This window comes from Actinoplanes sp. URMC 104, assembly GCF_051386375.1.
Taxonomy (GTDB): Bacteria; Actinomycetota; Actinomycetes; order Mycobacteriales; family Micromonosporaceae; genus Actinoplanes.
Window position 1 is genome coordinate 63,106 of sequence record NZ_JBPQTO010000006.1, and the last position, 25,001, is coordinate 88,106.

Genomic DNA, 25,001 nt, shown 5'->3' on the forward strand with positions numbered 1-25,001 from the left:
CTCCAGAACCTAGTACGGCTCACACGCGGGCCGTGTCGCGGCGGAAGCGCCACATCGCGCCGGCGGCGAACAGCGCCGTCCACGCCACCACGTTGAGCACCGCCAGCCACAGCGTGCCGTCGTGGGTCAGCGGATAGCGGGAGATCGCGCCCACCCCGTACACGGGGGTGAACTTCGCGATCGTGGCGAAGGTGTGCCCGAACTGGTCGACCGGGGCGAACAGCCCGCCGGCGAACGCGAGCAGCGCCAGCACCGGCCCGAGGATCTGCATGACGTTCTCGCTGGGCAGCAGGTAGCCCATGAACAGCCCGAACGCGGCGAACACCAGCGCGCACAGCCAGGCCAGCAGCCCGCACAGCACCCAGGCGGAGGCCGGCAGCTGCGCCCCCGAGAACGCGCCGACCACGAACGCGACGGCCACCGACACCGCACCGATGATCATGGCGAGGACCAGTTTCACGGCGATGTAGGCGCCCGGGCGCAGCGGGGTCAGCCGCAGCTGCCGGCTCCACCCGGCGGCCCGCTCGATCGACACCATCGCGCCGCCGGAGGTGGTGGCCAGCATCGCCCCGTACACGGCCATGCTGACCAGCACGTAGCCGGTGACGTTGCCGTCGCCCAGGCGCTGGCTGCGGTAGTCGCTGCTGGTGCCGAACAGCAGGAAGAACACGGCGGGCAGCACGAGGGTGAAGATGACGGTGCGCTTGTTGCGCAGCATCCGCCGCAGCTCGAGCGTGATCATGCCGGGGGTGAAGCCGCCCAGGCGCGGCAGGCTGCGGGACTCGACAACGGTCATCGGGGGGTCTCCTCGTCGGCGGTCAGGGTCAGGAACGCGTCCTCCAGGTTCCGGGAGGTGATCTCCAGGTCCCGGGCCCCGGTACGGGTGAGCAGGTGCCGGGCGATCTCGTCGGTGTCGCGCCCGTGCAGGTACACGGTGTCGCCGCGCACCTCGGCGCGTTCCACCCCGGCGATCGCGGTCAGCGAGGCCTCGTCGGCGCCGGGCAGCGTGGCCCGCACGGTGCGCCCGGCGGCCAGGGCCTTGACCTCGGCGGCGGTGCCGTCGGCGACGATGCGCCCGCGCCGCACGAACACGACCCGGTCGGCGTACGCGTCGGCTTCCTCCAGGTAGTGGGTGGCGAAGATGACCGTGCGGCCGCGGCGGGCGTCGTCGCGGATCGCGGTCCAGAACTCGTGCCGGCCGCCGACGTCCATGCCGGTGGTCGGCTCGTCGAGGATCAGCAGCTCCGGGTCGGGCAGCAGCGCCATCGCGAACCGCAGCCGCTGCTGCTGCCCGCCGGAGCACTTGCCGACCAGCCGCCCGGCGATCTCGGTCAGCCCGGCCCGGTCGAGGGCCTGCGCGACCGCCGAGCGGGGCTTGCCGAACAGCACCGCGGTCAACCGGACGGTCTCCTCGACGGTGTAGTCCTTGAGCAGCCCGCCGCTCTGCATGACGGCCGAGACCAGCCCGAGCGCGACCGCCTCCTGCGGGGTGCGCCCGTACACCTGCACCCGGCCGGCGTCGGGGCGTTGCAGGCCCAGCAGCATGTCCACCGTGGTGGTCTTGCCGGCCCCGTTGGGGCCCAGCAGCGCGACCACCTCGCCGGGGCGGATGCGCAGCGTGATGCCGTCGACGGCGGTCACCGGGCCGTAGCGGCGGACCACGCCGTCGAGGTCGACCGCGGCCACGTCGGCGGCGGTCGCAGGAGCGGTGGTGAGGGTCATGCGTTCATCGTGGGCCCGGCGGCGGCGCGCCCGGGCTGTCACGCGTCACCCGTCCGGCATGACATTCGTCAGGGGCCGGGCCTGGCGTACGGCGGCGGTTGCCCCGAGAATGCGGCGATGGAACCCTCGCGCAGCGCGCTGATCGTCGCCGTCGCCGAGGCGGAGCCCGTGGTGGCCGCCCACCGTGACCGCCTCGACCTGGCCGCGTCGTGGGGGGTGCCGGCGCACATCACCATCTGCTACCCGTTCCTGCCGCCGGCGGCCGTCGACGAGCGCGTGCTGGCCGGGCTGCGCCGGGTCGCCGCGGCGGTGCCTGCGTTCTTCTGCAAGCTCACCGAGGTCAGCTGGTTCGGGCAGCGGGTGGTGTGGCTGGCCCCCGACCCGGCCGAGCCGTTCCGGGCGCTGACCGCGGCGGTCGTGGCCCGCTTCCCCGCCGCGCGCCCCTACGAGGGCCGGCACGACGAGGTGGTGCCGCACCTGACGATCGGGCACGACCACCCGCCCGCCGACCTCAGGGCCGCCGCCGACGCGGTCGGGCAGCAGCTGCCGATCCACGCCCGGGTCGCCTCGATGCGGCTGGCCGCCGGCGGCACCGGCCCCGGCGCGAGCTGGTCGACGCTGGCGGAGTTCCCGCTGGGCTGAGCCCGCGCCGCGCTCAGGCGGCGGCCGGCTGGGACTCGGTGCGGCCCGGCCCGGCCGGCGGCTGCCAGGGCTCGCCGACCGGCGGGGGTCTGGCATGCTGGCCGGGTGGTGAGCGGGCGGGTCAAACGCGCGGACGCGCGACGCAACGAGGAGTCCCTGCTGGACGCGGCGGCGGCGGTGTTCGTCGCGGCCGGCGTCGAGGCCCCCGTGCGCGACATCGCCGCCAGGGCCGGCGTCGGCATGGGCACCATCTACCGGCACTTCCCCACCCGCGCCGACCTGATCATCGCCGTGTACCGGCACCAGGTGCAGGCCTGCGCCGAGGCGGGCCCGCGGCTGCTGCGCGAGAGCGCCACCGCGTACGCGGCTCTGGGCTCCTGGATCGGCCTGTTCGTCGACTTCCTGGTCACCAAGCACGGCCTGGCCGCGGCGCTGCGCTCCGACCAGGCCGGCTTCGAGACCCTGCACGCCTACTTCCTGGACCGGCTGCTGCCGGTCTGCGACCAGCTGCTGCAGGCCGCCGCGGCCGCCGGCGACATCCGCGGCGACCTCGACGCGCTGACCCTGATGCGCGGCGTCGGCAACCTGTGCATCGGCGCGGAGAACGACCCCGGCTACGACGCCCGCAAACTGGTCACCGTGCTGGTCGCCGGCCTGCGTCAGTAGTGCCCCACGGCCACGACCAGCGCGGCCACGGCGGTGACGGAGAAGACCGCCCAGCCGGTCAGCTTGCGCGAGCCCACCCGCAGATGCGCCACCAGCGCGCCGGCGAAGTAGAGCACCAACCCGGCCGCGGCCAGCACCCCCAGCAGCGGCACCACCAGACCGGCCAGCAGCCCCAGCGCGCCCGCGCCCAGCAGGGCGCCCAGCACCGGCATCCACGAATGCGGCAGGCGCTTCATGTCCAGCTGCGCCTTCGGATAGTCGTGCCCGATCAGATACGTGACGGCCGCGATCGCGGTGAACAGCGCGGCGACGACGGTGACAGCGACATGCACCAGGTTCTCCTCCCGTTTCCCCCCAGGACGAGCCGGCCCCGCCGGACGTGACACCGGCCGCCGCGCTCTTGTAGCCTGCTACCGGCCGTGACAGCCGTCCGAGGAGGTGAGACCCATGAACGCTGGACCGACGTGGGTGCTCCCCCGGGCCGTCACGGCCGGGCGGCCGAGGTAGCTGCCGCCGGGAGCGCCTGCACCCTGAGGCACCTCTCGGCGAAAGGCACCCTCCATGCCCACCCCCTTCGCGTACGACGTCGTCATCGCCGGCTGCGGGCCGACCGGCGCCATGCTGGCCGCCGAACTGCGGCTGCACGACATCGGCGTCCTGGTCCTGGACCAGCAGGCCGAACCCGAGCCGTACGAGCGCATCGTCGGGCTGCACATCCGCAGCCTGGAGATCATGGCAATGCGCGGGCTGCTCGACCGGCTCCTGCCGCACGGCCGCAAACGACCGGCCGGCAGCTACTTCGCCGGCATCGACAAACCCGCGCCGACGGGACTGGACACCCCGTACGCCTACCTGCTGGGCATCCCGCAACCGGTCGTCGTCCGGCTGCTCGAACAGCACGCCACCGACCGCGGCGCGCACGTGCGGCGCGGCTGCGCGGTGACCGGTCTCGAGCAGGACGACGACGGCGTGAGCGTCGAGCTGTCCGACGGCCGGGGGCTGCGCACCCGCTATCTCGTCGGCTGCGACGGCGCGCGCAGCACCGTGCGCAAACTGCTCGGCGTCGCCTTCCCCGGCGAGCCCGCCCGCACCCGCACGCTGATGGGCGAGATGGCAGCCGCCATGGCACCGGAGCAGATCACCGCCCGGATCCGCGCGCTCGGCGACACCGACCGGCGGTTGAGCCTGCGGCCCGCCGGCGCCGGCGTCTACCGCGTCATCGTGCCCGCCACCGGCGAACACGACCGCACCGCACCGCCCACCATCGACGACGTGCGCCGCAGCTTGCGCGCGGTCGCCGGCACCGACTTCGGCGTGCACTCCCCGCGCTGGCTGGCCCGCTTCGGCGACGCCACCCGGCTGGCCGAAAGCTACCGGGCCGGGCGGGTGCTGCTGGCCGGCGACGCCGCCCACATCCACCCGCCGCTGGGCGGGCAGGGCCTCAACCTGGGCGTGCAGGACGCCTTCAACCTCGGCTGGAAACTGGCCGCCCAGGTCCGCGGCCGGGCGCTGGCCGGCCTGCTCGACACCTACCAGGCCGAACGCCGCCCGGTCGCCGCGGACGTGCTGGACAACACCCGCGCCCAGAGCGAGCTGCTGTCACCCGAGCCCGGCGCGCGGGCCGTGCGCCGGCTGCTGGCCGAGCTGATGGACATCGACGCGGTGAACCGGCTGCTCCTCGAGAAGATCACCGCGGTGGGTGTCCGCTACGACCTGGGCGCCGGACCCGACCTGCTCGGCCGGCGCCTGCCCGACCTCGCCGTCACCGGCGGCCGGCTCTACGAGCTGCTGCACCACGGCCGCGGCCTGCTGCTGCAGCGCACCGGGCAGCTGAGCACCGCCGGCTGGTCGGACCGGGTCGACCACCTCACCGATCCGGCCGCGGCCCTGGACGCCCCGGCCGTGCTGCTGCGCCCCGACGGCCACGTCGCCTGGATCGGCGACGACCAGCACACCCTCGACGCCCAGCTCACCCGCTGGTTCGGCGATCCCACCCCGGACCGGTGAGGCCTGCCGGCGCCAGGAACTCGCGGGCGCCGCGCAGCCGGACCCGCAGCAGCGACTCGGCGCGCCGGGTCGTCAGCCGCACATCGGTCGGGCGGCCCGGCTGCACCTCGGCGCTGCGCGCGGCCGGGATCGACGCCGGGTCCAGGCCGTCGCGCCGCGCCACCAGCAGCCCCAGGTCGTACCGGCTGACCGCGTCCGGACCGGCGACGTTGAGCACCCCGCGGTACCCGTTGACCGCCAGCTCCAGCAGCGCGTCGGCCAGGTCCGCCCCGTGCACCGGCTTGCGGATCTCGTCGGTGAACAGGGCGCCGCGGATGCGGCCGCGGGCCAGCGCGTGGGTGAGCAGCTCGTGGGCGCCGCGCCCGTCGCCCAGGATGATCGAGGTGCGGACCACGGCGGCGCCGGGGTCCACCGCGCGGACCGCAGTCTCGGCGGCCGCCTTCGCCGAGCCGTACCGGTTGACCGGGTCGGGCGCCGCGTCCTCGTCGTAGTGCACGTCGCGGCCGGAGAACACTGCGTCGCTGGAGACGTGCACCAGCCGCGCCCGCACCGCCGCCGCGGCGACGGCCACGTGGGCGGCGCCGTCCGCGGTCGCCGCCCAGTCGTTACGGTCCCGGCCGGTCGCCGCGTGCACCACCACGTCGGGGCGTACGCGCCGCACCGTCTGGTGCACCGCCGAGCGGTCCCGGATGTCGAGCTGCTCGTCGCCGGTGTCCGCCGGGTCCGCGAAGTAGGTGCCGACCACGTCCCAGCCCGCCGCGCGCGCCCGCCGGGCGACGCTGCGCCCGAGCGACCCGGTCGCCCCGGTCACCATCATCCGTCCCGGCATCGGCTGCACGATACCGGGACGGATGCGGCCCCGTGGGCGGTGGCGCGGGTCAGTCCCGGCCCGGCACCAGCAGCACCTTGCCGGCGTCGCCGGTCAGCAGCTCGACGGCCTCGTCGACGCGGTCCAGCGGCATCCGGTGGGTGATCAGCCAGTCGAGGTCGAGGCGGCCGGAGTCCAGCAGCAGCATGGTCTGCTCCCAGGTGGTCCACAGCCGCCGGCCGAAGATGCCGCGCAGCGTGATGCCCTTCTTGTTGATGTGCGCCGCGATGTTGATCTCGGCGGGGCGGCTCGGGTGCCCGACGGTCACCAGCGTCGACTCGCGGTGCAGCGCCTCGAACAGCGGCGGTAGCGCGGCCGCCGCACCCGAGCACTCGAACGCGACGTCGAAGCCGCCGCGCCGGCCGGTCAGCTCGCGGCACCGTGCGATGACCTCGTCCCCGGGCGGCATCGCCTCGGCGCCGAGCTGCTCGGCCTGGCCGCGGCGGTACGGGTTGGGTTCCACCACGATGACGTGCGCGGCGCCCATCGTCCGCGCCAGGTGGGCGACGACCAGACCGACCGGCCCGCCGCCGCTGACCAGCACGGCGCGCCCGGCCACCGCGTAGTCGGCGCGCTGGATCGCGTGCACGGCGACGCCGGCGGCCTCCAGCAGCGACCCGGTCTCCAGGGAGGCGTCCGCGGGCAGCTTGACGCAGATGTCCTGCGGCGCGGCCATGTACTCGGCGAACACGCCGTCGATGTGCATGCCGATGATGCGGGTGCGTTCGCAGGTGTGCGCGTCGCCGGTGCGGCAGGGGAAGCACTGCCCGCAGATCAGGTGGCTCTCCAGCGCGACCCGGTCGCCGACGCGCAGCCCGCTGACGCCGGGCCCGACCTCCACGACGGTGCCCGCGCCCTCGTGCCCGAGCACGACGGGCAGGTCGAGCGCGAACGCCTGCGCCGAAGGTGTCCATTCGTACAGTTCCCGGTCGGTGCCGCACAGCGACGCCGCCGCCACCTCGATGACCACCTGCCCGTCGGCGGGCTTGGGGTCCGGGTAGTCGCTCACGTACTCGACGCCGCGCCCGGCGGTCTTCTTGACTACGGCCTTCACGATGCTTTCTCCGTTCGTCGTTGCGGGGGGTCAGGGGTGGGTGGTCCGGCCGGCGAAGCGGCGCAGGATGTCGGCGGGGCCGACCTGGCCGCCCTTGAGCAGCAGCCGGCAGCCGGCCACGGTGGCGTGCTCGTCGGTGCGGCAGATCGGCCCGGCGGTGACGAACTGGTCGGACACGCGCAGTTCCCGCACGCCCATGGCGATCAGGGCGTGGCTGGAGGTGTCGCCGCCGAACACGGCCACGTCGCGGGTCAGCCCCGCGGTGGCCATCCGCCCGGCCAGCGCGCCGATCAGCGAGCCGAGGTGGGCCGGGTCGACGGGGCCGGAGGTGACGTAGCGGGGGTCGCCCGTGCCGCGGGTGGCGTGCACGACCACGTCACGCCCGGCCGCCAGCGCCGCGGACACCTGCCGGTCGAGGTCGGCCAGCAGCGCGTCGTCGGGCCCGCGCAGCAGGCCGGCGGGCAGGGGGACGTCCTGCCAGCCGTGTTTCAGGGCGTCCTCGAGCTGGTCGGCGGTGACGGTGGAGGCCGACGCGCTGACCGCCAGGACGGGACCCGACGCCCGCTGGGGCCCGGGGGTGCGCGGCGCCTCGCCGGACGCGGTGCGCGCCAGCGCCGCCATGATGCCGCCCGAGCCCACCACCAGCGCGGGCCGGGCAGCGGTGCCGGGGTCGCGCAGGGCGCGGGCGATCGCGTCCATGTGCTGCTCGCCGACGGCGTCGACGACGAACGCGGTGGACCGCGGGTCGCCGCGCTGCTCGGCCCACCGGTCGCCGAACGTGCCGGTGTCGTAGCCGGGCAGGTGGACGGCGCCCACGGCCGCGCCGGCGGGCAGCTGCTCGGTGAGCACCCGCCGCAGGTCGGCCTCGTGCATGGGGGTGGACGGGTGCTGCGCCATCACGGGGTGCCGGTCCAGCCGGTACGTCGCCCCGGCGTACGCGGCGTAGTGGTCGCTGAACGCGGTGAACCGGCCGAACAGCGGCTGGGCCGGCGCCACCGGGACGGGCCCGTGGCCGGGGAACCGCTCGTGCAGCAGCTCGATGCCGCGGCCGATGCTGCCGACCGCCGGGGAGCTGTCGAAGGTGGAACAGACCTTGTACAGCAGCACGTCCAGGTCCAGCTGCGCGATGCGGGCCAGGTCGCGGCGCACCACGGCGTCGAACGCGGCGCCGCCCAGCGAGCGGGCGGGCCCGGCGATGCCGACGACGTCCACACCGGTCGGCAGCGGCGCGTCGCCGATGACCAGGGCCGCCTGCAGCCCGTAGCGGTGGGCCTGGGCGAGCACGTCACCGGCGCCGGTCAGGTCGTCGGCGACGAATCCGAAGGCCGGCATCACGCGCCGCCGAACTTCTGCACGGCGTGCAGCAGCGCCGGCTCGCCGGCGCCGGCCCGGCTGCGGGCGGCCTCGGCCAGCGGCACACCGGCGACCGCCGCCGCCCACGCCTCGCGCAGGCTGCGCACACCCGCGGCGGGACCGTCCGGGTGCGCGGCCACCCCGCCGCCGGCGAGCATCAGCAGGTCGGTCGAGCGCACCGCGGCGTACGTGGGGCCGGGGGTGGTGACGTTCTGCCCGGACGACAGGGTGGGCACCGGGGTGGCGGTCGCGCCCAGCGGCTCGAGCAGGCTGCGCACGTTGGCCGCCACCTCGTCGTCGCTCTCGTAGAACTTGCTGCCCAGCCCGCTGGCGTGCAGGTGGTCGGCGCCGGCCAGGCGGGCCAGCTGCTGCCACACCCGGTACGACATCCCGAGCGCGGGCGAGCGCATCGAGGCGGCCAGCCCGGCGCGGTGGCCGTGGATCGGGACCGCGGCGAACTCGCGCAGCCACGCCAGCGCGGGCAGTCCCATCACCGGCACGTTGAGCATCACGCACCGGCCACCGGCCTCGACGACCAGGTCGTGGCGCCGGCGCAGCCCCGCCAGATCACCGGTGATGTTGAACGCGTACATCGTGGGATGCCCGGTGACCTGCTCGGCCGCGCGGATCTCCTGCGTGGCGATCGCGACGCGCTGCTCCAGCGGCAGGTAGCCGGGGTCGGTCATCAGCTCGTCGTCCTTGATCACGTCGATCGAGGCGCGGGCGAGCTCGCGCACCACCGAGCGGAACTGCTCCGGCGCCAGGCCCACGTTCGGTTTGACGATGGTGCCGATCATGACGCCGTCGACGTCGCCGATCAGCCGCCGCGTCCCCGCGATGCCGAAGGCCGGCCCCGGGTGCGCGGCGACGAACTCCGCCGGCAGCTGCACGTCCAGCACCCGGCAGGCGAACAGCTCCTGCAGCTCGAACAGGTTCCCGGCGATCGTCGTCTGCAGCGTGGCCAGGTCGGCGCCGATGTTCTCCATCGGCCACTCGATGACCGCCAGCGCCGCGTGGACCTTCTCCGGCGACGTCCGCGACGGCAGCGACGGGCGCCGCCGGTCCCGATGCTGCACGTCCACGACCTGCGCGCCGTGCCGCTCGTGCAACTCAGCCGACTCGCCGGGCACCGCCACGAACGTCCCGCTGGACTGCTCCCCGGCCAGGATCGCCGCGGCCCGCGCCGGCTCGATCTGCGACTCCAGGTAGTAGGTGGCGCGTACCACCCGCCGGTCACGCATCGGCTTCCCGCTTCCCTCGGTCCCGGCGCAGGCCGCGGCCCGGGCGCCGGCGTCTGCGACCCTCCGGTGGATCGCTGTCGTCGAGCACCGTCAGGTACGCGGCCGCCAGCGCCGCCTCACCGGTGTCGGCGGGCACGTGGTCCAGGTGCGGATGCGCGTCGACCGCGGCGGCGTCCGGCTCCCGGCTGCCGCCGGCGGGCTGCTTGAGCACCAGCCGCGCCCACAGCACGGTGACGATCGGGCACAGGATCGCGGTGACCACGACCGACGAGGCGATCAGCACGGTGGCGCTCTGCGCGGCCGGGGCGTACACCGGGTTCGCCCCGGCGACGATCGTGGGCACGACGGCCGCGTTGCCCGCCGTGGTGGCCGCGGCCAGCCCCGCGATGCCGTCCCCGCCGGTCAGCTTGTCGGCCAGCAGCAGCACCAGACCGCCGACGAGCACCACGAACAACCCGAGCAGGATGCCGAGCAGCCCCGCCTTCCACACCGCGGTCAGGTTGATGGTCAACCCGAGGGTGAGCCCGAGGAACGGCACCAGCGCCGGCACCGCAGGGGCCAGGAACCTGCGCATCGCCGGGTCCAGGTTGCCCAGCACCATGCCCAGGATCAGCGGCAGGATCGCCCCGACCAGCGCCTGCCACGGGAACGCGGACAGACCCGCGATCCCCAGCGTCAGCATCGTCAGGAACGGGCCGGACTCCAGGCTCATCACGCTGTACGCGCCGACGTCGCGGTTGCGGCCGAACTGCCCCATCGGCGACATGTACAGCCCGCCGTTGGTGTCGTTGAGCGCCGCCACCACCGCCAGCACCGACAGACCGGCCAGCAGCCCGCCGGAGATCGGCGCCTCACCCAGGAGCCGGCCCAGCACGATACCCACGATCGCCGCGAACAGGATCTTGCTGCCGAGCAGCGCGCCGCCCTTCTTGGCGATGTACGGGGTGGCCTTCAGGTCCAGCGTGGCGCCCAGGCACACGTAGAACACGGCCAGGATCGGCGCCAGGCCGGTGAACATCGCCCCGGTGAACGACCCGAAGAACTTCCCCGCGTCCGGCGCCGCCGTGTGGATCACCGCTCCGACCAGCAAGGGAACCAGCATCAACCCGCCGGGCACCTTCTCGATGCCCGCCTTGATCCGTACCGCCATCTCACCCTCCCACCGCATGTTCGAACGAACATTGACTGCGGTGACAGTAGGGCGGCTCACTCGACCGAGTCAAGGGCCGAGTTTTCGCAAATCCGTTGATCTTGCCTGCTCAGAGCGGGTATCTATGAGCCGCCACCCCTCCACGTGGGGCCCGCATCTGGTATGTTCATTCGCACAGCAGCAGGGGGCAACCGACGTACGGGAGGTCACGTGAAGCCGGTACGCGAACGACAGGCCGCCGCCGTCGCGGGAGCAGGACCCGGTAGCGTTGCCCGCGTGTCGCAGGACAACGGCGCGGAAGACGCCCGCACGGCCCGGCAGCGCGAAATCCTCAAGACGCTGCAACAGGCCCGGCAGGTCGACGCCACCGAGCTGGCGCACCGCTTCGGCGTGTCCAGCATGACCATCCGCCGCGACCTCGCCGAGCTCAGCGAGGCCGGGCAGCTGCAACGCGTCCACGGCGGGGCGGTCATCCGCCGCGCCCCCGCCTACGGCTCCCGCGCCTCGGCCCGCGCCCCCGAGAAGGCCGCGATCGCCCGCGCCGCCGCGCAGCTGGTCGAACCCGGCGCCGCCGTCGGCATCGACACCGGCACCACCTGCCACGCCGTCGCCGCCGAACTGGCCCACCGCAGCGACCTCACCGTGGTCACCAACGCCCTGCACGCCGCCATCACCGTGCGCGAGGGCGGCAACCGGGTGATCGTGCTCGGCGGGCTGCTCACCCCCGAACTGAGCCTGGTCAGCCCCGGCACCACCCAGCAGGCTCCCCAGATCCACCTCGACCTGCTGATCCTGGGCTGCGGCGGCCTGGCCGTCGACCGCGGCATCACCTACTTCGACCCCACCGAGGTCGAGGTCCGGCGCCTGCTCGCCGGCGTCGCCGACCGGGTCGTCGTGGTGGCCGACCACAGCAAGTTCGACCACAAGAAGGCCATGGTCCTGGGCCCGCTCGACCTCATCGACGTGCTCGTCACCGACCGCACGCCGCCCGAGCCCCTCGCCGCCGCCCTCACCACCGCCGGCGTGGACGTCGTCGTCGCCTCCTGAGCCCGGGCGGCCTCAGCGCCCGGGGCGCCTCAACGCGCGCGTCGGTAGTGCATGGCCACCGCGCCATTGCGCAGCGGCTGCGCCGAGATCAGCTCGAGCCGGCGCGTGCTCGGCAGCCCGCCCTGGTACAGCGTCGGCCCGTGCCCCACGATCCGGGGATGCACGAGCAGCCGGTACTCGTCGATCAGATCCAGCCGGTCCAGCTCGGTCGCCAGCAGGCCGCTGCCCAGCAGCACCCCGTCCGGGGTCGCGTCCTTGAGCTGCTGCACACCCTCGCGCAGATCCCCGGCGATGTGGTGGCTGTTGGTCCAGGGGAACTGCGTACGCGTCGACGACACCACGTACTTGGGTTTCGCCTCCAGCTTGACCGCGCACTCCCGCAGGGCAGCAGGCGCCTGCACGTCGCCGCGGGCCACGGCCGGCCAGTAGCTCTCCATCATCTCGTAGGTGACGCGACCCCACAGCATCGCTCCGCCGCCGTCCATGAGATCGGTGAAGTAGGCGTGCGTCTCGTCGTCGGCGATGCCCTCCTGGTGGTCGACGCAACCGTCCAGGGTGACGTTGAGGCTGAAGGTCAGCAGTCCCATGGCCGGCGAGTCTAACGCCACCCCGGCACCGCGTCAGGCAACTCGCGCCGCCCACGAGCGCGATACAACATAGCAGTCATTATGGTGTGCGCTTCGTTATGTCCGTTTCGGCATTACCGGATTGCCGATATTAGTAATCCGGTAATGCCGAGACACTCCAGGGCGCCGTGGTGGGCTCAGCCGATGAAGAAGGTCAGGTGCACGCCGGCCCAGGACGCGGGGCCGCGGGGTCGGTCGTCATGCTGCGCCTCCGCCGAGGGTGATGACGACCTTGACGTCGTCGTCGCGCGCGGTGAAGGCGTCCGCGAACTGCTCGAGGGGCACGCGCCGGGTGATCAGCCGTTCCAGCCAGCCGGTGTCGGCCTCGGCCAGGGCGTCGGCTGCGGCGGCGTAGTGGGTGAGGTTGGCGTTGACCGAGCCGATGACCACGTCGTTCTCCAGGACGATGTCGCGGTTCAGGCGGCCGGCGTCCACGGAGAGCGTGTGTCCGGCCGAGGAGACGCCGGTGAGGCAGACGATGCCGTACGGGGCGGTGTTGGCCATCGCTGCGAAGATGACCGGCCCGGCGCCGGTGGCCTCGATGACGACGTCGGGTCGCAGTTTCGCCGCGACGTCGCCGGCGCTGCCGCTGTGGTAGGTCGCACCCAGGTCGCGGACGAGGCGAGGTTTGAGGCCGTCGGTGACCCGGTCGAGAACGTGCACGTCGAGGCCGCGCCGGGCGCCGAGCAGGGCGGCGAGCAGGCCGATCGGTCCGGCGCCGGTGACCAGCGCCGTCCTCGGTTCGTACCAGGCGCGGGCCCCCACCTTGTCGACTTCGTCCCAGGCCTTGGCGACCACGCTGGTGGGCTCCAGGAGCATGCCGACGTCGGCCAGGCGCGGGTCGAGTTTCACGGCGTAGCCGGCCTGCACGGTCCAGCTCTGGCTGGCGTAGCCGTCGAGCTCTTTGATGCCGCGCTCGGTGTAGCGGCCGTTACGGCACATGTCGAACTGAGCGTGCGCGCACGCCCCGCACGGCACCGGGTCCGGGCGCCGCACGACGCCGACGACGAGATCTCCGGCGGTGAATCCGCTGCCGGCGGGGGCCGTGCGGACCCGGCCGAGGGATTCGTGGCCGATGACCAGGCGGTCCCGGCCGGGCGGCGCCCAGCCGTACTCGCCGGCGGCGATCTCCTTGTCGGTGCCGCATACGCCGACGGCGAGGCCGTCGACGAGCAACTCGCCGTCGCCAGGTTGCGGGTCCGGCACATCGCAGACGGCGAGGGAACCTTCCTGCAGGGGGATCACGGTCAGGGCGCGCATCAGTGCTCACCTTTCCTGGTGTCGCAGGCGGGGCTGGTCGAGGACAGATGCCGGGCGGCGTTGACCAGCCCGACGTGGCTGAAGGCCTGGGGGGTGTTGCCCAGCTGCCGGCCCGTCGTGGGGTCGTACTCCTCGCTGAGCAACCCCAGATCGTTGCGCAGACCCAGAAGGCGTTCGAACAGATCGTGGGCTTCGTGTTCGCGGCCGATGCCGAACAGGGCGTCGGCCAACCAGAAGGTGCAGGTGATGAACGCGCCCTCGGTGCCGGGCAGGCCGTCGACGCCGCCGTCGGCGCGCGGGTCGTAGCGCAGCAGAAAACCGTCCCGGCACAGCTCACGCTGTACCGCATCGACGGTTCCGGCCACCCGCGGGTCGTGCCAGGGCAGGAAACCGACGCGCGGGATCAGCAGGAGTGCGGCATCGAGGCCCTGCGAGCCGTAGAACTGGGTGAACGTGTTGCGCTCGGCGTCGAAGCCGCGGTCACACACTTGCGCGTGGATGGCGTCGCGGGTGCCGCGCCATCGGTCGACGGGCCCGTCGAGACCGAAGCGTTCGACGGCTTGCACGGCCCGGTCCAGGCCGGCCCAAGCCATGACCTTGGAGTGCACGAAGTGCCGGCGATCGCCGCGGACCTCCCACAGCCCGTTGTCCGGGTCGGCCCAATGACCCTCCAGGTAGTCCAGCAGCGCGCGTTGCAGGTCCCAGGCGTCCTCGTCGGCCTGCAGGCCGGTCCGGCGGGCCTCGTGCAGCCCGTCGAGGACCTCACCCCACACGTCGAGCTGGAACTGACCCGACGCGGCGTTACCGACGCGGACCGGTGCGGCGCCTTCGAACCCGGGCAGCCAATCGAGGGTGTACTCCGTTAGCCGGCGGGTGCCGTCGATGCCGTACATGATCTGCAGATCGGCCGGGTCGCCGGCCGCCGCGCGCAGCAGCCATTCACGCCACGCCTTCGCCTCGGCGACGTACCCGGTGCCCAGCAGCGCCTGCAGCGTGAACGAGGCGTCGCGCAGCCAGCAGAACCGGTAGTCCCAGTTGCGGGGCCCACCCACCTGTTCGGGCAGGGATGTGGTGGCCGCCGCGACGATTCCGCCGGTCGGCGCGTAGGTCAGCGCCTTCAGGGTCACCAGCGAGCGGCGCACCGCCTCGTCCCACCGGCCGTCGTAGCGGAACCGGCCCATCCAGGACCTCCAGAACGCCTCCGTGTCGCGCAGCGCCCGCTCGGCGTCCACGGGCTCGGGTGTCGGCTCGTGGGAAGGGCGGTAGGTCAGCACGAACGGCACCCGCTGACCCGCCTGCACGCTGAACTCGGCATACGTGGTGAGATCCTCACCGCGCAGCGGCACCGGGCTGTGCAACCAGGCAGCGTCCGGGCCGGCGACCGCGGCGACCTGACCGTCCCGGTGACGTACCCACGGCACGATGTGCCCGTAGTCGAACCGCAGCCGCACCGCCATCCGCATCGGCACCCGCCCGCTGAGACCCTCCACCACCCGCACGACGTCGGCGGCCTCGCCACGCGGCGGCATCGTGTCGATCACCCGCACCGACCCCTCCGGCGTCTCCCATTCCGTCTCCAGGATCAGCGAGTCACCGCGGTAACGGCGGCGCGTGCACAGTCCAGCAGCGGCGGGCGCGAGGCGCCAGAACCCGGCCCGCTCACCACCGAGCAGCGCGGCGAAACACGCCGGCGCGTCGAACCTGGGCAGGCACAGCCAGTCGATGGACCCGTCACGGCCCACCAGCGCCGCAGTGTGCAGGTCACCGATCAGTCCGTAGTCCTCGATGCGAAGCGCCACCGCACGCCTCCCCAACGACCGTCGTGAACGTTCGCCCGGTACCCGTGCTCAGCGCACCTATGCGCTGGGCAAGGAACGGCTGGCGGATCGCACGGCCGGCCCACGCCCGGCGACGACCGGCCGCTGACTCGGACAGGTCAGGAGCCGGCGACGCCGTCCAACCGGTGACGCAGGAAAGCGCGCTCCGGCTCCGTGCCGGCAAGATCCAGAGCCCGGCCGTACGCCTCCGCGGCCTCGGCGGCACGGCCGGCCTGCTGCAACAGGTCGGCGCGGGCGATGTGCAAAGGCGCGTACGCCCGCAAACGCTCATCGCCGGCCAACCCGTCCAGCAGAGCCAGACCCGCGGCGGGGCCATCCCGCATCGCCACGGCGGCGGCCCGGTTCACGGCGACGACCGGGGACGGGCTCACCGCCAGCAACACGTCGTACAGCGCCACGATCTGCGGCCAGTCGGTGGTCTCCACCGACGCCGCCTCGACGTGCAGGGCGGCGATCGCGGCCTGCACACCGTACGGACCCACCGGCCCGCCCGCCAGCGCCAACGGCACCAGCCGCAACCCCTCGGCGATCAACGCGGCGTCCCAGCGCGACCGGTCCTGATCAGCCAGCAGCACCGGCGAACCGTCCCCGGCCGTACGGGCCTCCCGCCGCGCATGCACCAGCACCATCAACGCCAGCAGCCCGGCCACCTCACGCTCCGCCGGCAGCAGACCCCGCAGGATCCGCACCAGCCGGATCGCCTCCTCCGCCAGATCCACCCGCTGCAGACACGGGCCCGCGCTGGCCACATACCCCTCGGTGAAGATCGAATACAGCACCTGCAGCACCCCGGGCAACCGCTCCGGCAACTCGTCCGCACCCGGCACCCGGAACGGGATCCGCGCCTCAGCGATCTTGCGTTTCGCCCGGACGATCCGCTGCGCCATCGTCGCCTGCGGCACCAGATACGCCCGCGCCACCTCCGCCGTGCCCAGCCCGGCCAGGCACCGCAACGTCAACGCCCCCCGCACCTCGTCCGCCAGCGCCGGATGCGCACACGTGAAGAACAACTGCAACCGGTCATCCGGCAACTCGGCGCCCTCCGGCATCTCCGCGACGCTGTCCACCTGCAACAAAGCCAGCTTCGCCGCGTACGCCCGATCCCGCCGCAACCGGTCCACCGCCTTGCGCCGCGCCGTCGCCATCAACCACGCACCCGGGCGCCGCGGCACCCCCTCGGCCGGCCAGTGCACCAGCGCCGCCTCGATCGCCGCCGACGTGACCTCCTCCGCCAGATCCAGATCACCGAACCGGCGCACCAGCGCACCGAGCAGCCGGCCGTGCTCCTCACGGAACACGGCCTCCACCGCCTCGGACGTGCTCACGCCCCGAAGTCGGCAACCGGACGCACGACCACCGACCCGCTGCCCCGCGCCCCCGGGCACCGCGCCGCCCAGTCCAGCGCCACATCCAGATCCGGCACGTCGATCACGTAGAACCCGCCGAGCACCTCCCGCGTCTCGGCGAACGGCCCGTCCACCACGGTCCGCGCCCCGTCGGCGGCCACCCGTACGGTCGTCGCCGTCACCAGGTCGGCCAGCGACTCACCCGACACGTAGATCCCCGCGTCGCGCACCGCCTTGTCGAAGTTCATCCAGTCCTGCACGTCGCAGTCGCTCGCCGAGCCGTCCTCCATGATCGACCCGGCGTGGATCAGCAGCATGTACTTCACGGTCACCCTCTTCCCGACGGCGGCGGCACACCCGCCGCACACCCACACGACGAACGAAACCCGCCCCCGTCGACAACAGCCGGCGAGAAAGAATCAGGACTTCCGCTCGGCCTCACGACGGCCGCGCTTGCCCAACGGCACCTCGGCCATGTCCACCGTCTGCGTCGTCAGGTTCTTCACCGGATAACCGCGCGCGGCCATCCACGCCTCCGCCTTCGCCTGCGCCCGCACCCCGGCCTGCGGCACCTCGTCGGCGTCCGCCACCTCCTCGACGAACCGGAACGTGAAGAACGGCCGGCCCGGCAGGTCGTACGCCAGATAACCCTCCGGCGTGTACTGCGTGTTCAGAAAGTCGTGCCCGGCGCCGTCCGCCACCAGCGCAGCCAGCTGCTCCGCGCTCAGATTGTCGAAACTCCCGCGCACGGTCACCCGCACAGTCCGGCCCATCGTCGTTCCTTCCCGCTGCACACCGCCCCGGCGACCACCGGCACGCGCGGGCCAGTATCGACCCCCGCCGCACCGGCCGAAACCGGATTACTCACGGCCACCCGATCTCGTCCAGGAACTCGTCGATCGCCACCACCACCCGCGCCAGCACCGCGATCGTGTCCGTCAACGGCCCCGGAACGTACAAGCCGTGATCCGCCGCCGGCACCTCCACCACGTACGGCGACACCCGCCGCGCCAACCGGCGATCCCACAACCGATCGGCGGTGCCACCCACGAGAAGGAACGGCGCCGTCGCCCGCTCGAGCGCCGCCGGCACCCACGGCACGGTCAGCACGGGCGTCAACCACACCGCCGGCAGGCTGCGCTGCGCCGCGAGCCCCGCCGCGTAGCAGCCCATCGACTTGCCGATCAGCAACGGCTGCCCGCCGACACCGTCCAGCACCGGCCGCACCTGATCGTGCACCCACGTCTCGGCGGCCGGCTCGAACTCCGCCGGCGGCCGCGGCTCGGTCCACTCGTGACGGTGCACCGTCGCACCGCGAAACCCCGGCACATCCCCCGCGTACATCAGCAAACCCGCCGCGCTGCCGAAACTGCCGCCCGGAATGACCACCGCGTCCGCCATGCGCCGACGCTAACCGGGCACGGACCGGAACGCGATGCGCCGGCCACCGAACTGTTTCCGGTTTCTCGGGGTCAGGGGCGGCCCGCAGGGTCGCCTCCGCTGTGTGGTTGATCTCGACCTGTAAGGCATCCTAGGAAGATAGGAAACAGGTTCGGGACGGGTATGAGATGTGCCGCGAAGGCGGGCGGCGGGATCGACCGGTGGCGTCGCCGCTCCTACGGTGAGCGGGTGACAACCTTCAGCGAGGCGACCGCCCTGGCCGCCGACGGCGCCACCGCCGAGCTCGACCCGGGCTGGGCGGTCGGCGACAAACTGCACGGCGGCTACCTGATGGCGGTCCTCGGCCGCGCCGTCGCCGGCCGGTCCGAGCTCCCCCACCTGCTGGCGATGACCACGACGTTCCTGCGCCCGCCCGCTCCGGGACCCGCCACCGTGACCGTCGACCTGCTGCGCGCCGGGCGCACCGCCGGGCAGTACCGCGCCCGCCTCGAGCAGGACGGCCGGCCGTGCGCGGAAGCCCTGGTCACCCAGGGCACGCTCGACTCCTCCGCCGCCTGGTGGGGCCGGGCCAAGGTGCCCGACCTGCCCGCCGAGGAGGACTGCCTGCGGCTGACCGCCGAGGCGCCCGGGTCGCCGTTCACCGTGCCGCTGCTCGACCTCGTGGAGCACCGGCTCGACCCGGCCTGCCTCGGCTTCGCCGTCGGGCAGCCGTCGCAGGACGGACGGGTGGCCGGCTGGCTGCGCCTGGCCGACGGCGCCGACTGGGACCCGCTGAGCCTGCTCATCGCCACCGACCCGGCGCCCCCGGTGTCGCTCACGCTGGGCATCACCGGCTGGGCGCCGACGCTGAGCCTCACCGCGTACGTGCGGCGCCTGCCCGCGCCCGGCCCGGTGCGGGTCCTCATGACCTCCAGCGAGATCACCTCCGGCCGCATGGACGAGACGGTCGAGGTGTGGGACTCCACCGGCGCGCTGGTGGCCCAGGCGACCCAGCTCGCGGGCGTCCGGGTGTGACGCGAGTCGATTAAGGTGTGCGGGCTGCCACGCACAACGGGGGAACCATGAAAGCCGTACTCGTCCTGGCCGGGACCGGCCTGCTGCTGGCCGGGTGCCTACCCGCCGTCGCCGTCCGCTCGGCCCCCGCCGCCCCCGCCGGGACGGCCCCTGCCGTGTCCACCGGGACGGCGCCCGCCTCGGCCCCGCCCGTACCGCAGAAGACCGGACCCGAAGCCATCGAGGTGTTCCGGGCCGCGCTGCGCAAGACCCACAACGCCACCTACAAGTACAGCGTCAGCAGCCAGCTGCCCGACAAGCAGCGCGTCGCCGGCACCGGCACGTTCGACCGCCGCAGCCGCAAGCTGCAGTCCAGCATGAAGTACACCGGCGGCGCGAACCCGCACACGCTGCAGATGCTGGTGATCGCCGACGACCTCTACACCAAGGAGCCCGGCGAGTCCCGCTGGGTGCACCTGGACATGGGCCGGCTCAAGAAGGACAGCATGTACCGCGTCGACCTGGCCGACCCGGTCGGGCTCGCGGCGTTCAGCGGCGCGCTGCGCAAGGTGCGGCAGAGCGGTCCGCACACCTTCACCGGCACGTTCGACCAGAACCCGCCGGACACCGAGGAGTTCCTGCCGCTGGGCGCGCCCAGCATCATCGTGTTCGGCCTCGGCACCACCGAAGGCGCCTTCAGCGCCACCACCGACGCCCAGGGCCGGGTCACCGTCATCAACGCGAAGATCACCGCCGACGAGACCATCACGATGACGACGAGGTTCTCCGGGCACGGCAAGCCCTCGGGCATCACCAAGCCCCGGCGCACCGGCGAGGCGTTCGATTTCTACTACGACTGACCGGGTCACCGCCTGGGTGCCCGCGGGCGCGCCCCGGGTGGCCGTCGACGGCGTGGACGGCGTCGGCAAGACCACCTTCGCCGCCGAGCTCGCCCGGTCGCTGCGGGCCCGCGGCCGCGGCGTGCTGCAGGTCTCGGCCGACGACTTCCACAACCCCGCGTCCGTGCGCCATCGGCGCGGCCGGCAGTCCCCCGAAGGGTTCTGGCTGGACAGCTACGACTACCCCGCGCTGCTGTCCGAGGTGCTGCTGCCGCTGGGGCCGGGCGGGGATCGCCGCTTCCGCCGGGCCGTGCACGACGTGCGTACGGACGCGGTCCTGGAAACGCAGCCGGAGACCGCGCCGCCGGACGCCGTCCTGATCGTCGACGGGCTCTTCCTGCACCGTGACGAGCTGCGCGCGCACTGGGAGCTCACGATCTTCCTGGACGCGCCGTTCGAGGTGACCGTGCCGCGCCTGGCCGCCCGCGACGGCTTCCCGGCCGACCCCGCCCATCCCGCCGTGGCCCGCTACGTCGGCGGGCAGCGGCTGTACTTCGCCGCCTGCCGCCCGCAGCAGCGCGCCGACGTGCTGATCGACCACAGCGACCTGAGCCGGCCGCGGATCCTGCGGCACCCGTAGGTCTTGACCTTGACCCTGGGGCAACGCCCAGCGTGGGTCCTGCCGGTCGCGGTGACCGGCACGAGGAGGATGTCACCGTGGGCCTGCTGACGATCGGGGCGTTCGCCCGTGCGGCGAAGCTGACCCCCAAGGCGCTGCGGCTCTACGACGAGCTGGGCGTGCTGGCGCCCGCGGCGGTCGACGCCGAGAACGGCTACCGCTACTACGACGACTCGCAGCTCGCCCGGGCCCGGCTGATCGGCCGCCTGCGCGAGATCGGGATGCCGCTGGCGGAGATCCGTACGGTGTGCGACCTGCCCGCGGCCGAGGCGGCGGACGCGATCGGCGCCTACTGGCAGCGGGTCACGCTCGACACCGCGGCGCGCGCCCGGCTCACCTCCGGCCTCGTTCGGCACCTGTCCGGAAGGGACGACACCATGACCGAGTTCCGCTACGCGGCGGCCACCGACCCCGGCACCGCCCGCGACACCGGCGAGGACCGGGCGTACGCCGGCGACCACCTGATCGCGGTGGCCGACGGCGTCCGAGGCCCGTACGGCGCCGCCGCGGCCGGCGCGGCGATCGACGCGCTCAAACCGCTCGAAGGCGCCGGAGTCGAGTTGCTCTCCGCCATCGCCTCGGCCGTGACGGCCGCCGACCGTACGGTGCGTGACCTGTCGCCGGAGGAGCAGCCGGCCACCACGCTGACCGCGCTGCTGCGCGGCGGCTCCCAGCTGGCGCTCGTGCACGTCGGCGACACCCGCGCCTACCTGCTGCGCGGCGGCGAGCTGTCGCTGCTGACCCAGGACCACACCTGGGTCCGCACCCAGGTCGACCAGGGCAGGATGGACGCCGCGGAGGCCGCCGGCCACCCGCAGCGGGCGATCCTCGTGCGGGCCCTGGGCGCCGGCGACACCGTCGAGGCCGACCTGGCGCTGCGCACCGTGCTGCCCGGCGACCGCTACCTGCTCTGCTCCGACGGCCTGCACACGGTCGTGCCCCGCGACGACCTGCGCGAGACGCTCGCCTCCGCCACCGACCCGCAGCAGGCCGTCGACCGCCTGATCGCCCGGGCCAGGGCCGCCGGCGCCCCCGACAACCTCGCCTGCGCGGCCTGGTTCGCCGACGAAAACCCGTAGACCCCGGCCGGTACGCGCTGTCACCGTGCACCCATGACTCTGGGTGGCCTGTACGTCCCGCTCATCACCCCGTTCGCGCCCGACGGCAGCCTCGCGCAGGCGTCGCTGGAACGGCTCGCGCATGACGTGCTCGACGGCGGGGCGGCCGGGATCGTCGCGCTCGGCACCACCGCCGAGCCGGCGTCCCTGTCGCCCGCCGAACGCGCCGCCGTGCTCGACCTGCTCGCCGGCGTGTGCCGCGACCGCTCGGCGCAGCTGATCGTCGGCGCCAACGACGCGGCGGCGCTGGCCTCGGTGCCCGTCTCGGCGGCGGCCGCGCTGACGCTGGTGCCGCCGTTCGTGCGGCCCGGCGAGCAGGGCGTGCTCGCCCACCTGAGCGCGCTGGCCGCCGCGAGCCCCGTGCCGCTGGTGATCTACCACGTCCCGTACCGGACGGCGCAGCCCCTGTCGGCGGACACCCTGCGCAGCCTCGCGGCCGTTCCGGGCGTGGCCGGCATCAAGCTCGCCGCGGGCGGCATCGACGCCGACACGATCGCGCTGATGGCCGACCCGCCCGCCGGCTTCGCCGTCCTCGGCGGCGACGACGCGTTCATCTCCCCGCTGCTGGCCCTGGGCGCCCACGGCGGCATCCTCGCCTCGGCGCACGTGGCCACCGCCGGGTTCGCCGCGCTGATCGCCGCCTGGCACGCCGGCGACGCCGCCCGCGCCCGCACGCTCGGGCACCGCCTGGCGCCGCTGTCGGCGGCCCTGTTCGCCGAGCCCAACCCGACGGTCACCAAGGGTCTGCTGCACGCCACCGGCCGGATCCCCACCCCCGCCGTACGGCTGCCGCTGCTCGCCGCCGCGGAGCAGTCCGTCACCGCGGCGCAGGCGTCCGTCACCGCAGCCCTCCGCGCTCTCCCCCCGGCGTAGGCGCCATCTCCGCGGCCGTCTGCGCTCTCCCCCGCGGCGCGGCAGTCCGCCCCCGCGGAGCTGGCGGGTTCACCGCCGCACAGGCGTCCGCCGGAGCGGCCGACCGGGCTCGGCGGCTGTCCGGCCGACCCGCCACGGCAGGCGGCCGTCCGCGCTCTCCCCCCGGCGTAGGCGCCATCTCCGCGGCCGTCCGCGCTCTCCCCCGCGGAGCTGGCGGGTTCCCCGCCGCGCAGGCGTCCGCCGGAGCGGCCGACCGGGCTCGGCGGCTGTCCGGCCGACCCGCCACGGCAGCGCGATCCGCCCGGCTCACTCCCTCCAGGACAGGGTGAGCGCGAGGTTGTCCTGCCAGAGGCGCCGCGCCGCGGGCGGGCCCGCCCGGAAAAGCTCGACGAAGCTCTCGCACCGGGCCGCCATCGCCGCGTGGCGCCGCGCCCACGACGGGCGCACGCCGTAGCCCGCGAACAGCTCCCCGAGCGCCTCGACGGCCTCCGGATGGTGCCGCCGCACGATCCACTCGCACCAGGCGAGGTCCTCGGCCGGGTCGCCCGGGTGCGCCCACTCCCAGTCCAGCAGCGCCGTGACCCGGAACGTGTCCGGGTCGAACAGCATGTTGTTGGGCCCGTAGTCGCCGTGCACGAGCACCCACCCGGTGGCCGGGGCCGTGCCGGGGAAGACCGCGCTCACGTCGACCTGCTGGACCCGGCGCAGCAGGGCGCCGCAGCCGCGCAGCACCGGCCCGGCCAGGCCCTCGGCGATCAGGTCCTGCCCGTGCCTGCCGGGCAGCTGCTGCAACCGCAGCGCCCCCTCCGGCGCGTCGAGCACCCGCGGCACCGGCAGCCCGACCGGGAGCCGCTCGAGCACCGCCAGCTCGGTGCCGCGCCGCAGCGCCTGGTCGTGCCCGCCCCGGTAGCGCTTGAGCACCACGGACCCGTCGCCGCGGGTGTCGTTGGTGTAGCCGTGCCGCAGGGGCCGCATCGTCTCGCCCGCCGCTCGGCCTCAGCCGGCCCGGCCGGGCGTCGCAGCCCGCCAGCCGCGGCGGCGGCCCTGGCGGACGACGACGGCGGCCACGCCCAGCAGCAGCACCACGCCGGCGCCGACCGCGGCGACCAGCAGCGCCCTGTGCTGCGACCGCGCGCGGCGCGCGGCGAGGGCGGCCGCGGCGGGATCGTTCGCGTTCATCAGCTCGGGGACCGGCGCGGGGCGGGCCTGCGGGCCGAGGGTGGCGGTCAGCGCCCGGTACGGGTTGAGCGCGCCGAAGCCGTACGCGGTGCCGCGCCCGCCGGCGGGAACGGGGTCGGCCGTGGCGATCAGCCGGTCACGGACCTGGCCCGGGCTCAGCCGCGGGAACCGCTGCTTGATCAGCGCCGCGGTGGCCGAGACGAACGGCGCGGAGAAGCTGGTGCCCTGCAGCGTCCGGTGCCCGGAGATGAGGCTCGCCGCGGTCACCGGGTCGCCGTAGGCCACCAGATCGACGTAGTCGCCCTGCTGGGTGAACGAGGCGCGCACGCCGTTGCCGGCGATCGCGCCGACGCCGATCACGCCCGGATAGAGCGCCGGGAACGGGTCGGGGTTGCCCCGGTCGCCGTTGTTGCCCGCGGCGGCCACGACCACGACGCCGGCCGCGACGGCGCGGGCGACGGCCCGGCGGACGTCGTCGTTGTTCTCGGTCATCACCAGCGAGATGTTGATCACGTCGGCGCGGCCCTCGCCGACCGCCCAGTCGATGGCGTCGGCGAACTGCGCCGGGGTGCCGCGGTCCCCGACCGCCTTGCCGTCGATCTCCTGCTGCTCGCTGATGCGTACCGGAACGATCACCGCGTCGGGGGCGAGGCCCTGGAAGCCCGTGTCCTCGGCCGGGGCGGCGCCGATGATGCTCGCGACCGCCGTGCCGTGGCCGTTGCAGTCCTGCCGGCCCGAGCGCTCGTCGTGCAGGAAGTCGGCGCCCTGGACGACGTGTCCGCGCAGTTGGGGATGGGTGGCGTCGACCCCGGAATCGATCACGGCGACCCGCACGCCGGCGCCCGTGGCGAAGCTCGCGAGCCGGCGGGGGTCGTACACCTGATCCTCGACCGGCACCCCCGAGGCCACCGGCGACGGCTGGGCGACGGTCTGGCAGACCACGGCCGCGCGGGCCGGCGCGGGCACCGTCAGCAGCGCGGCGAGCACCGCCGCGGCGGCCACCACCCGGCGCCACTGCATCGTCCACCTCCGATACCGCGAGCCTGTTTCCGGGTTGGATCGTAGCGAGGCGGTGCGACAGTTCCGGTTGTGCGCCCAG

General features: G+C 74.0%; 26 protein-coding genes. 9 read left to right on the forward strand and 17 right to left on the reverse strand.

What is annotated here, in order from left to right:
- Positions 1 to 19 precede the first annotated feature (19 nt).
- Together ACSNN8_RS20820 and ACSNN8_RS20825 are read right to left on the reverse strand one after the other, a co-directional pair.
- The gene (locus ACSNN8_RS20820; RefSeq protein WP_436650947.1) at positions 20 to 796 is read right to left on the reverse strand and encodes an ABC transporter permease; all 777 of its coding nucleotides are present in this window, start codon (positions 794 to 796) and stop codon (positions 20 to 22) included.
- Complete coding sequence (locus tag ACSNN8_RS20825) at positions 793 to 1,722, reverse strand: ABC transporter ATP-binding protein (RefSeq protein WP_436650948.1); 930 nt, start codon at positions 1,720 to 1,722, stop codon at positions 793 to 795. The genes ACSNN8_RS20820 and ACSNN8_RS20825 overlap by 4 nt, the downstream gene beginning before the upstream one ends.
- A gap of 117 nt (positions 1,723 to 1,839) precedes the next feature.
- Between ACSNN8_RS20825 and ACSNN8_RS20830 the strand changes: the two genes are divergently transcribed.
- Together ACSNN8_RS20830 and ACSNN8_RS20835 are read left to right on the forward strand one after the other, a co-directional pair.
- Positions 1,840 to 2,364: a 2'-5' RNA ligase family protein gene (locus ACSNN8_RS20830; RefSeq protein WP_436650949.1), complete on the forward strand. Its 525-nt coding sequence runs from the start codon at positions 1,840 to 1,842 to the stop codon at positions 2,362 to 2,364.
- Between the two features lie 105 nt (positions 2,365 to 2,469).
- Positions 2,470 to 3,030 (forward strand): TetR/AcrR family transcriptional regulator, encoded by a 561-nt coding sequence (locus ACSNN8_RS20835; protein ID WP_436650950.1) that lies wholly within the window; start codon positions 2,470 to 2,472, stop codon positions 3,028 to 3,030.
- Here the strand turns inward: ACSNN8_RS20835 and ACSNN8_RS20840 are convergent.
- Complete coding sequence (locus tag ACSNN8_RS20840; RefSeq protein WP_436651091.1) at positions 3,024 to 3,365, reverse strand: DoxX family protein; 342 nt, start codon at positions 3,363 to 3,365, stop codon at positions 3,024 to 3,026. The genes ACSNN8_RS20835 and ACSNN8_RS20840 overlap by 7 nt on opposite strands.
- 226 nt (positions 3,366 to 3,591) lie before the next feature.
- Here ACSNN8_RS20840 and ACSNN8_RS20845 point away from each other — a divergent pair, with 226 nt between their 5' ends.
- Positions 3,592 to 5,037: an FAD-dependent monooxygenase gene (locus ACSNN8_RS20845; protein WP_436650951.1), complete on the forward strand. Its 1,446-nt coding sequence runs from the start codon at positions 3,592 to 3,594 to the stop codon at positions 5,035 to 5,037.
- On the opposite strand, the gene ACSNN8_RS20850 is transcribed toward ACSNN8_RS20845, so the two are convergent.
- Genes ACSNN8_RS20850 through ACSNN8_RS20870 form a run of 5 tightly spaced genes read right to left on the reverse strand, consistent with a single transcriptional unit; the run spans position 5,000 to position 10,703 of the window.
- Positions 5,000 to 5,866, reverse strand: a complete 867-nt coding sequence (locus tag ACSNN8_RS20850; RefSeq protein WP_436650952.1) for a sugar nucleotide-binding protein — start codon at positions 5,864 to 5,866, stop codon at positions 5,000 to 5,002. The two genes, ACSNN8_RS20845 and ACSNN8_RS20850, sit on opposite strands and share 38 nt — an antisense overlap.
- Positions 5,867 to 5,915: 49 nt before the next feature.
- On the reverse strand, positions 5,916 to 6,959 hold the full coding sequence (locus ACSNN8_RS20855) for an alcohol dehydrogenase catalytic domain-containing protein (protein WP_436650953.1): 1,044 nt from the start codon (positions 6,957 to 6,959) through the stop codon (positions 5,916 to 5,918).
- A gap of 30 nt (positions 6,960 to 6,989) precedes the next feature.
- A complete protein-coding gene (locus tag ACSNN8_RS20860; RefSeq protein ID WP_436650954.1) occupies positions 6,990 to 8,291 on the reverse strand; it encodes a four-carbon acid sugar kinase family protein in 1,302 nt (433 codons plus the stop codon).
- Entirely contained in the window at positions 8,291 to 9,553 is a 1,263-nt protein-coding gene (locus tag ACSNN8_RS20865) for a RuBisCO large subunit C-terminal-like domain-containing protein (RefSeq protein WP_436650955.1), read from the reverse strand. Before ACSNN8_RS20865 ends, ACSNN8_RS20860 begins: the two co-directional genes overlap by 1 nt.
- Positions 9,546 to 10,703, reverse strand: coding sequence for a 2-keto-3-deoxygluconate permease (locus ACSNN8_RS20870; RefSeq protein WP_436650956.1), 1,158 nt, complete (start codon positions 10,701 to 10,703; stop codon positions 9,546 to 9,548). The genes ACSNN8_RS20865 and ACSNN8_RS20870 overlap by 8 nt, the downstream gene beginning before the upstream one ends.
- 276 nt (positions 10,704 to 10,979) lie before the next feature.
- Here ACSNN8_RS20870 and ACSNN8_RS20875 point away from each other — a divergent pair, with 276 nt between their 5' ends.
- Positions 10,980 to 11,750, forward strand: a complete 771-nt coding sequence (locus ACSNN8_RS20875) for a DeoR/GlpR family DNA-binding transcription regulator (protein WP_436650957.1) — start codon at positions 10,980 to 10,982, stop codon at positions 11,748 to 11,750.
- Positions 11,751 to 11,779: 29 nt separating this feature from the next.
- Here the strand turns inward: ACSNN8_RS20875 and ACSNN8_RS20880 are convergent, their stop codons facing one another.
- The 7 genes from ACSNN8_RS20880 to ACSNN8_RS20910 form a co-directional block, all read right to left on the reverse strand.
- Positions 11,780 to 12,337 (reverse strand): dihydrofolate reductase family protein, encoded by a 558-nt coding sequence (locus tag ACSNN8_RS20880; RefSeq protein WP_436650958.1) that lies wholly within the window; start codon positions 12,335 to 12,337, stop codon positions 11,780 to 11,782.
- 237 nt (positions 12,338 to 12,574) lie between these two features.
- Positions 12,575 to 13,636, reverse strand: coding sequence for a glucose 1-dehydrogenase (locus tag ACSNN8_RS20885; RefSeq protein ID WP_436650959.1), 1,062 nt, complete (start codon positions 13,634 to 13,636; stop codon positions 12,575 to 12,577).
- Positions 13,636 to 15,435 carry a glycoside hydrolase family 15 protein gene (locus ACSNN8_RS20890; protein ID WP_436650960.1) on the reverse strand — a complete coding sequence of 600 codons (1,800 nt, stop codon included), beginning with the start codon at positions 15,433 to 15,435 and terminating at the stop codon, positions 13,636 to 13,638. Before ACSNN8_RS20890 ends, ACSNN8_RS20885 begins: the two co-directional genes overlap by 1 nt.
- A 137-nt stretch (positions 15,436 to 15,572) precedes the next feature.
- Entirely contained in the window at positions 15,573 to 16,799 is a 1,227-nt protein-coding gene (locus ACSNN8_RS20895) for an RNA polymerase sigma factor (protein ID WP_436650961.1), read from the reverse strand.
- Positions 16,796 to 17,137, reverse strand: coding sequence for a YciI family protein (locus ACSNN8_RS20900; protein ID WP_436651092.1), 342 nt, complete (start codon positions 17,135 to 17,137; stop codon positions 16,796 to 16,798). Before ACSNN8_RS20900 ends, ACSNN8_RS20895 begins: the two co-directional genes overlap by 4 nt.
- Before the next feature lie 102 nt (positions 17,138 to 17,239).
- The gene (locus ACSNN8_RS20905) at positions 17,240 to 17,593 is read right to left on the reverse strand and encodes a DUF6204 family protein (protein ID WP_436650962.1); all 354 of its coding nucleotides are present in this window, start codon (positions 17,591 to 17,593) and stop codon (positions 17,240 to 17,242) included.
- 91 nt (positions 17,594 to 17,684) lie between these two features.
- On the reverse strand, positions 17,685 to 18,221 hold the full coding sequence (locus ACSNN8_RS20910; protein ID WP_436650963.1) for an alpha/beta hydrolase: 537 nt from the start codon (positions 18,219 to 18,221) through the stop codon (positions 17,685 to 17,687).
- A gap of 228 nt (positions 18,222 to 18,449) precedes the next feature.
- Here ACSNN8_RS20910 and ACSNN8_RS20915 point away from each other — a divergent pair, with 228 nt between their 5' ends.
- The 5 genes from ACSNN8_RS20915 (at position 18,450) to ACSNN8_RS20935 (ending at position 22,723) form a co-directional block, all read left to right on the forward strand.
- The gene (locus ACSNN8_RS20915; RefSeq protein ID WP_436650964.1) at positions 18,450 to 19,235 is read left to right on the forward strand and encodes a thioesterase family protein; all 786 of its coding nucleotides are present in this window, start codon (positions 18,450 to 18,452) and stop codon (positions 19,233 to 19,235) included.
- A 47-nt stretch (positions 19,236 to 19,282) separates the two neighbouring features.
- On the forward strand, positions 19,283 to 20,074 hold the full coding sequence (locus ACSNN8_RS20920) for a hypothetical protein (protein ID WP_436650965.1): 792 nt from the start codon (positions 19,283 to 19,285) through the stop codon (positions 20,072 to 20,074).
- 16 nt (positions 20,075 to 20,090) lie between these two features.
- A complete protein-coding gene (locus tag ACSNN8_RS20925; RefSeq protein ID WP_436650966.1) occupies positions 20,091 to 20,693 on the forward strand; it encodes a uridine kinase in 603 nt (200 codons plus the stop codon).
- Between the two features lie 77 nt (positions 20,694 to 20,770).
- Positions 20,771 to 21,811 (forward strand): MerR family transcriptional regulator, encoded by a 1,041-nt coding sequence (locus tag ACSNN8_RS20930; RefSeq protein ID WP_436650967.1) that lies wholly within the window; start codon positions 20,771 to 20,773, stop codon positions 21,809 to 21,811.
- Positions 21,812 to 21,844: 33 nt separating this feature from the next.
- A complete protein-coding gene (locus ACSNN8_RS20935; protein ID WP_436650968.1) occupies positions 21,845 to 22,723 on the forward strand; it encodes a dihydrodipicolinate synthase family protein in 879 nt (292 codons plus the stop codon).
- A gap of 306 nt (positions 22,724 to 23,029) precedes the next feature.
- Here ACSNN8_RS20935 and ACSNN8_RS20940 read toward each other — a convergent pair whose 3' ends face one another.
- Positions 23,030 to 23,698, reverse strand: coding sequence for a phosphotransferase family protein (locus ACSNN8_RS20940; RefSeq protein ID WP_436650969.1), 669 nt, complete (start codon positions 23,696 to 23,698; stop codon positions 23,030 to 23,032).
- A 21-nt stretch (positions 23,699 to 23,719) separates the two neighbouring features.
- Positions 23,720 to 24,922: a type VII secretion-associated serine protease mycosin gene (mycP, locus tag ACSNN8_RS20945; protein WP_436650970.1), complete on the reverse strand. Its 1,203-nt coding sequence runs from the start codon at positions 24,920 to 24,922 to the stop codon at positions 23,720 to 23,722.
- Positions 24,923 to 25,001: the final 79 nt, after the last annotated feature.

Excerpts from the sequence above, each read along its gene's own strand:
- ACSNN8_RS20850 (WP_436650952.1), bottom strand. The coding sequence starts at position 5,866 with ATGCCGGGACGGATGATGGTGACCGGGGCGACCGGGTCGCTCGGGCGC.
- mycP (WP_436650970.1), bottom strand. The coding sequence starts at position 24,922 with ATGCAGTGGCGCCGGGTGGTGGCCGCCGCGGCGGTGCTCGCCGCGCTG.
- ACSNN8_RS20940 (WP_436650969.1), bottom strand. The coding sequence starts at position 23,698 with ATGCGGCCCCTGCGGCACGGCTACACCAACGACACCCGCGGCGACGGG.
- ACSNN8_RS20880 (WP_436650958.1), bottom strand. The coding sequence starts at position 12,337 with ATGGGACTGCTGACCTTCAGCCTCAACGTCACCCTGGACGGTTGCGTC.
- ACSNN8_RS20870 (WP_436650956.1), bottom strand. The coding sequence starts at position 10,703 with ATGGCGGTACGGATCAAGGCGGGCATCGAGAAGGTGCCCGGCGGGTTG.
- ACSNN8_RS20845 (WP_436650951.1), top strand. The coding sequence starts at position 3,592 with ATGCCCACCCCCTTCGCGTACGACGTCGTCATCGCCGGCTGCGGGCCG.
- ACSNN8_RS20910 (WP_436650963.1), bottom strand. The coding sequence starts at position 18,221 with ATGGCGGACGCGGTGGTCATTCCGGGCGGCAGTTTCGGCAGCGCGGCG.
- ACSNN8_RS20830 (WP_436650949.1), top strand. The coding sequence starts at position 1,840 with ATGGAACCCTCGCGCAGCGCGCTGATCGTCGCCGTCGCCGAGGCGGAG.
- ACSNN8_RS20935 (WP_436650968.1), top strand. The coding sequence starts at position 21,845 with ATGACTCTGGGTGGCCTGTACGTCCCGCTCATCACCCCGTTCGCGCCC.
- ACSNN8_RS20860 (WP_436650954.1), bottom strand. The coding sequence starts at position 8,291 with ATGCCGGCCTTCGGATTCGTCGCCGACGACCTGACCGGCGCCGGTGAC.
- ACSNN8_RS20900 (WP_436651092.1), bottom strand. The coding sequence starts at position 17,137 with ATGCTGCTGATCCACGCCGGGTCGATCATGGAGGACGGCTCGGCGAGC.
- ACSNN8_RS20865 (WP_436650955.1), bottom strand. The coding sequence starts at position 9,553 with ATGCGTGACCGGCGGGTGGTACGCGCCACCTACTACCTGGAGTCGCAG.
- ACSNN8_RS20885 (WP_436650959.1), bottom strand. The coding sequence starts at position 13,636 with ATGCGCGCCCTGACCGTGATCCCCCTGCAGGAAGGTTCCCTCGCCGTC.
- ACSNN8_RS20825 (WP_436650948.1), bottom strand. The coding sequence starts at position 1,722 with ATGACCCTCACCACCGCTCCTGCGACCGCCGCCGACGTGGCCGCGGTC.
- ACSNN8_RS20820 (WP_436650947.1), bottom strand. The coding sequence starts at position 796 with ATGACCGTTGTCGAGTCCCGCAGCCTGCCGCGCCTGGGCGGCTTCACC.
- ACSNN8_RS20905 (WP_436650962.1), bottom strand. The coding sequence starts at position 17,593 with ATGGGCCGGACTGTGCGGGTGACCGTGCGCGGGAGTTTCGACAATCTG.
- ACSNN8_RS20920 (WP_436650965.1), top strand. The coding sequence starts at position 19,283 with ATGAAAGCCGTACTCGTCCTGGCCGGGACCGGCCTGCTGCTGGCCGGG.